The organism is Profundibacter sp., assembly GCF_056498605.1.
This window is the reverse complement of sequence record NZ_JBSMEZ010000034.1, coordinates 23,535-29,973: the sequence shown is the minus strand read 5'-3', so window position 1 is coordinate 29,973 and position 6,439 is coordinate 23,535. Positions and strand designations below refer to the sequence as shown.

The 6,439-nt window shown below is 55.6% G+C and carries 8 protein-coding genes; all 8 read left to right on the top strand.

Features of this window, described 5'->3' with window-relative positions:
- On the top strand, nt 1–258 hold a 258-nt coding region (locus tag ACWB12_RS03945; protein WP_479528765.1), incomplete at its 5' end, for a DNA-directed RNA polymerase subunit alpha C-terminal domain-containing protein.
- Between the two features lie 138 nt (nt 259–396).
- Nucleotides 397–819, top strand: coding sequence for a 50S ribosomal protein L17 (gene rplQ / locus ACWB12_RS03940; RefSeq protein WP_479528764.1), 423 nt, complete (start codon nt 397–399; stop codon nt 817–819).
- 141 nt (nt 820–960) lie between these two features.
- Nucleotides 961–2,274 carry a replication-associated recombination protein A gene (locus tag ACWB12_RS03935; protein ID WP_479528763.1) on the top strand — a complete coding sequence of 438 codons (1,314 nt, stop codon included), beginning with the start codon at nt 961–963 and terminating at the stop codon, nt 2,272–2,274.
- Between the two features lie 31 nt (nt 2,275–2,305).
- Nucleotides 2,306–2,689 carry a fluoride efflux transporter CrcB gene (crcB, locus tag ACWB12_RS03930; RefSeq protein ID WP_479528762.1) on the top strand — a complete coding sequence of 128 codons (384 nt, stop codon included), beginning with the start codon at nt 2,306–2,308 and terminating at the stop codon, nt 2,687–2,689.
- Nucleotides 2,686–3,723 (top strand): RluA family pseudouridine synthase, encoded by a 1,038-nt coding sequence (locus ACWB12_RS03925; protein WP_479528761.1) that lies wholly within the window; start codon nt 2,686–2,688, stop codon nt 3,721–3,723. Before crcB ends, ACWB12_RS03925 begins: the two co-directional genes overlap by 4 nt.
- Nucleotides 3,720–4,391, top strand: a complete 672-nt coding sequence (locus ACWB12_RS03920; protein WP_479528760.1) for an HAD-IA family hydrolase — start codon at nt 3,720–3,722, stop codon at nt 4,389–4,391. The genes ACWB12_RS03925 and ACWB12_RS03920 overlap by 4 nt, the downstream gene beginning before the upstream one ends.
- 2 nt (nt 4,392–4,393) lie before the next feature.
- A complete protein-coding gene (locus ACWB12_RS03915; RefSeq protein ID WP_479528759.1) occupies nt 4,394–5,101 on the top strand; it encodes an ATP12 family chaperone protein in 708 nt (235 codons plus the stop codon).
- A gap of 226 nt (nt 5,102–5,327) precedes the next feature.
- Nucleotides 5,328–6,344, top strand: coding sequence for an amino acid ABC transporter substrate-binding protein (locus ACWB12_RS03910; protein ID WP_479528758.1), 1,017 nt, complete (start codon nt 5,328–5,330; stop codon nt 6,342–6,344).
- Nucleotides 6,345–6,439 lie beyond the last annotated feature (95 nt).

Here is a 6,439-nt window from a genome sequence, read left to right as displayed (position 1 = left end):
CTGCTGAAGAAAGTAGACGAGTTGGAATTGTCGGTTCGTTCGGCAAACTGCCTGAAAAACGACAATATCGTTTACATCGGCGATCTGATCCAGAAAACTGAAGCAGAAATGCTGCGCACACCAAACTTTGGCCGCAAATCTTTGAACGAGATCAAAGAAGTGCTGTCAGGCATGGGTCTGCATCTGGGGATGGACGTTGAAGACTGGCCACCAGAAAACATTGAAGATCTGGCGAAGAAATTCGAAGACCAGTTCTAGAAATATTTGGGGCGGGCTGATTGTCCGCCCCATAAAATGCCCGCATGTGCGGGGACATCTGGGCAATAATGCCCCAAGGAGAGCAGCCCACGCATGGGCAGCCAGACAAAGTATAAAACCTGAAGAAGGACTGATAAAATGCGCCATGCAAGAGGCTATCGCCGTCTTAATCGCACGCACGAACACCGTAAGGCATTGTTTGCCAATATGGCGGGTTCGCTGATTGAACACGAACAAATCAAAACCACGCTGCCCAAAGCCAAAGAGCTGAAGCGCGTTGCGGAAAAATTGATCACGCTGGGCAAACGCGGTGATCTGCACGCCCGCCGTCAGGCCAGAAGCCGTCTGAAAGAAGATCAGTATGTTGCCAAACTGTTTGACGTGCTTGGCCCGCGCTACAAAGACCGCAACGGTGGTTGTGTGCGCGTTCTCAAGGCTGGCTACCGCTACGGTGACATGGCACCAATGGCGATCATCGAACTGGTCGACCGCGATCCGGCTGCCAAAGGCGCTGCTGACAAGGCGCGCGTTGCCGCTGAGGAAAGCGCTGCTGACGAATAGAATTTGAAACTGGCTGAAAACACAAAACCTCGCCCTTGTGGCGGGGTTTTTTGGTTGTTGGGGGTGGTTGAGCCGGCTCTCCGCACAACCAAAATCCCCATTTAGCTTTTCTATTGTGACAGGGGCGCATAGATTTAGGACATGGTAGACTTATTCGACACCACAACTGAACTATCAACAGAGGGCACACCCCGCCCGCTGGCAGACCGGTTGCGGCCAAAAACACTGGCCGATGTGATCGGACAGGAACAGGTGATCGGTGCTGAGGCACCGCTGGGAATAATGCTGGCGGCAGGTAGCTTGTCGTCCCTTATCCTGTGGGGCCCGCCCGGGGTTGGCAAAACCACCATCGCGCGATTGCTGGCAGATGAAACCGATCTGACCTTTGTGCAGATCAGTGCGATATTTTCGGGTATTGCTGATCTGAAAAAGGTGTTTCAAGCGGCAAAGATACGTCGCCAAAATGGCCGCGGCACCCTGCTGTTTGTCGATGAAATCCACCGTTTCAACAAGGCGCAACAGGACGGGTTCCTGCCGTATATGGAGGATGGCACAATCGTTCTGGTCGGGGCCACCACCGAAAACCCGTCGTTCGAGTTGAATTCGGCTGTGCTGTCGCGCTCTCAGGTGCTGGTGTTGAACCGCCTGACATTGGCCGATCTTGAACGCATGGCGCAACGGGCCGAAAAAGAACTGGACCATGCGCTGCCCTTGACGGGTGAAGCCCGCGAGGCGCTGCTGGAAATGTCCGATGGCGATGGTCGCGCGTTGCTGAACCTGATCGAACAGATCATTGCATGGAAAGGCGACAAGAAACTGGATGTCGATGCGCTCGCCACCCGCCTGATGCGCCGCGCCGCACTTTATGACAAAAGCGGGGACGAGCATTTCAACCTGATTTCCGCCCTGCACAAATCCGTGCGTGGCTCCGACCCTGACGCAGCCCTGTACTGGATGGCGCGGATGCTGACAGGGGGCGAAGACCCCCGCTATCTGGCGCGCCGCATCACTCGCATGGCGGTCGAGGACATCGGGCTGGCCGACCCGCAAGCGCATGCCGTTTGCCTGCACGCATGGGAAACCTATGAGCGGCTGGGCAGCCCCGAAGGCGAATTGGCGCTGGCACAGGCGGTGACCTATCTGGCGCTGGCCCCCAAATCCAACGCGGCCTATGTGGCGTTCAAGGCCGCGATGGCTGCGGCCAAAAAGACCGGATCGGAACCACCCCCCAAACACATCCTGAACGCGCCAACCTCGATGATGAAAGATCAGGGGTATGGTGATGGATATGCCTATGACCATGATGCCGAAGACGGGTTTTCCGGCCAGAACTATTTCCCCGACAGTATGAAGCACGGGGTTTACTATCAACCGGTTGAACGCGGGTTTGAACGCGAGTTGAAAAAGCGGCTGGATTATTTCGCCAAACTGCGCGCCAAACGGCAGTGCGGTTGACAAACCGGCCCTACGGCATGAAAGAACCTGCATGTCTTATGTAACACTTCTTCAAGTCGCCCTTGGCGGCGCAATTGGGTCTTCGCTGCGATATCTGACCGGTGTTGGCACCATTCGCCTGTTTGGACCAGGCCTTCCGTGGGGAACGTTTGCGGTGAATGTGATCGGATCGTTCATCATGGGTGTGATTGTGGTGGTATTGGCGCACAAGGGTATGACGCGTCAGATGGCGCCGTTTCTGATGACTGGTGTGCTGGGCGGGTTTACCACGTTTTCGGCGTTCTCGCTGGATGTGCTAACGATATACGAGCGCGGCGATACAACACAGGCGGCGCTATATGCGATGGCATCGGTGTTTCTGTCGCTGGCGGCAATCATTTTAGGGCTGTTTGCAGCAAGGGCGTTTTGGTCATGAGTGGTGTTCAGAAAATTGAAGTAGCTAAGGATGATGGTGATCAGCGGCTGGATCGCTGGTTCCGCCGGATGTTCCCGCATATAGCCCAAGGGCGCATCGAAAAGATGTGCCGCAAGGGTGACATCCGTGTGGACGGCGGCCGCGTCAAGGCTGCGACTCGCGTGCAAGCGGGGCAGTTGGTCCGCATTCCGCCACTGCCCGAGGCGCATGAAATTACCGCGCGGGCCAAAACATATGACATGATTAGCAACGCCGATATGAAGATGATCCAGAACGCGGTGCTTTACCGTGATGATGACATCATTGCCATTAACAAACCGGCTGGCCTGCCAACGCAAGGCGGCAGCAAACAGACCCGCCATGTCGATATGCTGGCCGATGCGTTGCGCTTTGGCTATGATCAAAAACCGCGTCTGGTGCATCGGCTGGACAAGGACACGTCGGGCATCCTGCTGCTGGCCCGCACGCGCCAAGTGGCCTCGCGCCTGACCGAAGCCTTTCGCGCCCGCGAAACCCGCAAGATTTACTGGGCTGCTGTGGGCGGCTGTCCCGCGCCCAAAATGGGCACCATCAAATACGGGCTGGTCAAGTCCGGCGGGCAGGGCCACGAGAAAATGATCTGTGTTCACCCCGATGAGGTGCAGCACACCGAGGGCGCCAAACGCGCCACCACCGATTATATGGTGCTGTCGGCGGCTGCCAAACGGTGTGCTTGGGTCGCTTTGGTGCCTGTCACAGGGCGCACCCACCAGCTGCGGGTGCATATGGCTGAAATGGGCCATCCGATTATTGGCGATGGTAAATACGGCGGTTCGGGTCAGGAAAATCAGGGCGATGGCTGGGGTGCGCAACTGGGCGGGGACATCAGCCGCAAAATGCACCTGCACGCCCGTTGCATTACCCTGCCGCATCCGGTGACCGGCAAGATGCTGAAAATCGTCGCCCCGATGTCTGAACACATGAAACGGACATGGGATACCTTTGGTTGGGATGAACGCGATGTAGCGGATGATCCGTTCGAGGAATACCTGTGAGCCGACCTTTGCGTTTGGCGGTGTTTGATGTGGACGGCACGCTGGTCGACAGCCAGCACCACATCCATTCGGCGATGGAACTGACCTTTGCTGGCCAAGGGTTGCAATGCCCGCCGCTGGAACAAGTGCGTGGTATCATTGGGTTATCCCTGCCACAGGCGATGCGACGCCTGATCGCCGATTTGACAGATGGGCAGTATGAAGCACTGGTTGAAGGCTACAAAGCCACCTTCAAAGTCAAACGCGAGGCCGGAGAATTTGCGCCACTATACTCCGGCATTCTGGATATGTTGGACGGTTTGGCACAGGACGACCACCTGCTGCTGGGCCTTGCCACCGGAAAATCGCGACGCGGGCTGGATGCAGTGCTGGATGGTCACGGGCTGACATCAAAGTTTGTCACAGCCCAAGTTGCGGACAATCACCCATCCAAACCGCACCCGTCGATGTTGCTTGCCGCGTTGTCCGAAACCGGTGTTGATGCGGCTGAAGCCGTGATAATCGGCGACACCACCTATGATATGGAAATGGGCGTTGCTGCGGGGATGCAGTGCATCGGCGTTTCGTGGGGCTATCACACAGTCGATGATCTGCGCACAGCAGGCGCGGCATGGATTGTGGAGGACGCAGCAGAGTTGCAGTCATTGCTGGACGGGTTTTGGGGATAAAGATGGTAGAGTGGACAGCAAAACGGTTCTGGAAAGACGCGAGCGTCGTTGAAGCGAGCGACGGGTTTACCGTGCATCTGGACGGGCGCAAGTTGCGCACGCCGATAAAATCGGAACTGATCGTGCCAACCCGCAGCATGGCCAAAGCAATTGCGGCAGAATGGGATGCGCAGGGCGAGATGGTCGACCCGCTGACCATGCCTGTGACCCGCACAGCCAATGCCGCAATCGACAAGGTAGCACCAATGCATGCCGAGGTATCGGCGCTGGTGGCCGCCTATGGCGATACTGATCTGTTATGCTACCGCGCCGAAACTCCCAGCGAACTGGTCGAACGCCAGAATGCGGCGTGGGATCCGTTGCTGGATTGGGCAGCTGATACATTGTCAGCTCCGCTCAATGCCGGCGTTGGAATTGTGCATGTGAAACAGGATGCCGGGGTTCTGGCCTTGCTTGCCAAACGGGTGGCCAGTCTGGATGCATTTCAATTGGCGGCATTTCACGATCTGGTCGGTATGTCCGGTTCGTTGATCATCGGATTCGCCACCACCCACAAAGTGTTACCAGTAGCCGATCTGTGGCAGTGCTCAAGAATCGATGAGGACTGGCAGATTGAAAAGTGGGGCGAAGATGATGAGGAGATTACCACCTCAGAGGGTAAGAGGGCCGGTTTTGAACACGCTGCCCGATTCTATTTCATGGCCAATTAGGGGGCATTGACCCCAAATTTGCTCTTGCGTTTTCGATTCATGTTCGATTCGGACAAAAACTAGGTCCGATAAGAGCTTAATTCCGAAACTTCCCTTGACGTTTTCGCCAGATTTGGCCCAAACTAACGCACGCTTGGGGAGGCGCAGCTTTCCCATGGTATCGCCCTCGGTCCAAACAGGCCGAATAAACCGTCTATATTAGACGGACTATCAGGAAGAGGTAAAAATGAAAAAATCCGTATTTCTAGGTGCACTGACAGTTGCCAGCTTGACCGCTGGAATTGCTGCTGCCGGCACACTTGACGATGTAAAAGCACGCGGCAAATTGAACTGTGGTGTTTCCACAGGTCTCGTTGGCTTTGCTTCGCCAGATGCGAACGGCAAATGGGAAGGTTACGACGTTGCTGTATGTCGTGCCGTTGCTGCTGCTGTTCTTGGCGACAACACTGCCGTTGAATTTGTTCCACTCAGCTCGAAAACACGCTTCACTGCGCTGGCTTCTGGCGAAGTTGACATGCTGGCCCGTAACACCACATGGACATTGTCTCGCGACGTTGACCTGAAGCTCGACTTCGTTGGTGTTAACTACTACGATGGTCAAGGCTTCTTGATCCCCAAATCAATGGGCGTAACATCGGCCAAAGATCTGGACGGCGCGACTGTTTGTATCCAAAGCGGCACAACAACCGAGTTGAACCTGGCTGATTACTTCCGCACAAACGGCATCTCTTATGAGCCAGTGCCAGTGGAGGGCAACGCAGAAGCGCAAACACAGTATCTTGCTGGTGCTTGTGATACGCTGACAACTGACGCATCTGCCCTTGCGGCCACACGTGCTTCGTTTGAAAAGCCAGATGATCATATCGTTCTGCCAGAAATCATCTCCAAAGAGCCTCTGGGCCCAGTGGTGCGTCACGGCGACAACGAGTGGGCCGACATTGTCCGTTGGACTCTGAACGCGCTGATCTCTGCTGAAGAGCTCAACATCACTTCGGCTAACATCGATGAGCTGTCAAAAGGCACGAACAACCCTGAAATCAACCGTATCCTCGGCTCCGAAGGCAACATGGGCGAAATGCTCGGCCTTGACGCTGACTGGGCAAAACGTGCGATTACTTCTGAGGGTAACTTTGGTGAAATCTTTGAAACCTATCTTGGTGAAAAGACACCTCTGGGTCTGGCGCGTGGTCTGAACGCGCTTTGGACAGATGGCGGCATTATCTATTCGCCACCTTTCCGCTAGGACTATAATTGATTTGGGCGCGGGTTTATCCCCGCGCCCTTTTCATATCTACCTACAAAACAAATAAACCACCTGAGCCGGGACAGCGGACAACC

Excerpts from the sequence above, each read along its gene's own strand:
- crcB (WP_479528762.1), top strand. The coding sequence starts at position 2,306 with ATGTCTTATGTAACACTTCTTCAAGTCGCCCTTGGCGGCGCAATTGGG.
- rplQ (WP_479528764.1), top strand. The coding sequence starts at position 397 with ATGCGCCATGCAAGAGGCTATCGCCGTCTTAATCGCACGCACGAACAC.
- ACWB12_RS03910 (WP_479528758.1), top strand. The coding sequence starts at position 5,328 with ATGAAAAAATCCGTATTTCTAGGTGCACTGACAGTTGCCAGCTTGACC.
- ACWB12_RS03915 (WP_479528759.1), top strand. The coding sequence starts at position 4,394 with ATGGTAGAGTGGACAGCAAAACGGTTCTGGAAAGACGCGAGCGTCGTT.
- ACWB12_RS03925 (WP_479528761.1), top strand. The coding sequence starts at position 2,686 with ATGAGTGGTGTTCAGAAAATTGAAGTAGCTAAGGATGATGGTGATCAG.
- ACWB12_RS03935 (WP_479528763.1), top strand. The coding sequence starts at position 961 with ATGGTAGACTTATTCGACACCACAACTGAACTATCAACAGAGGGCACA.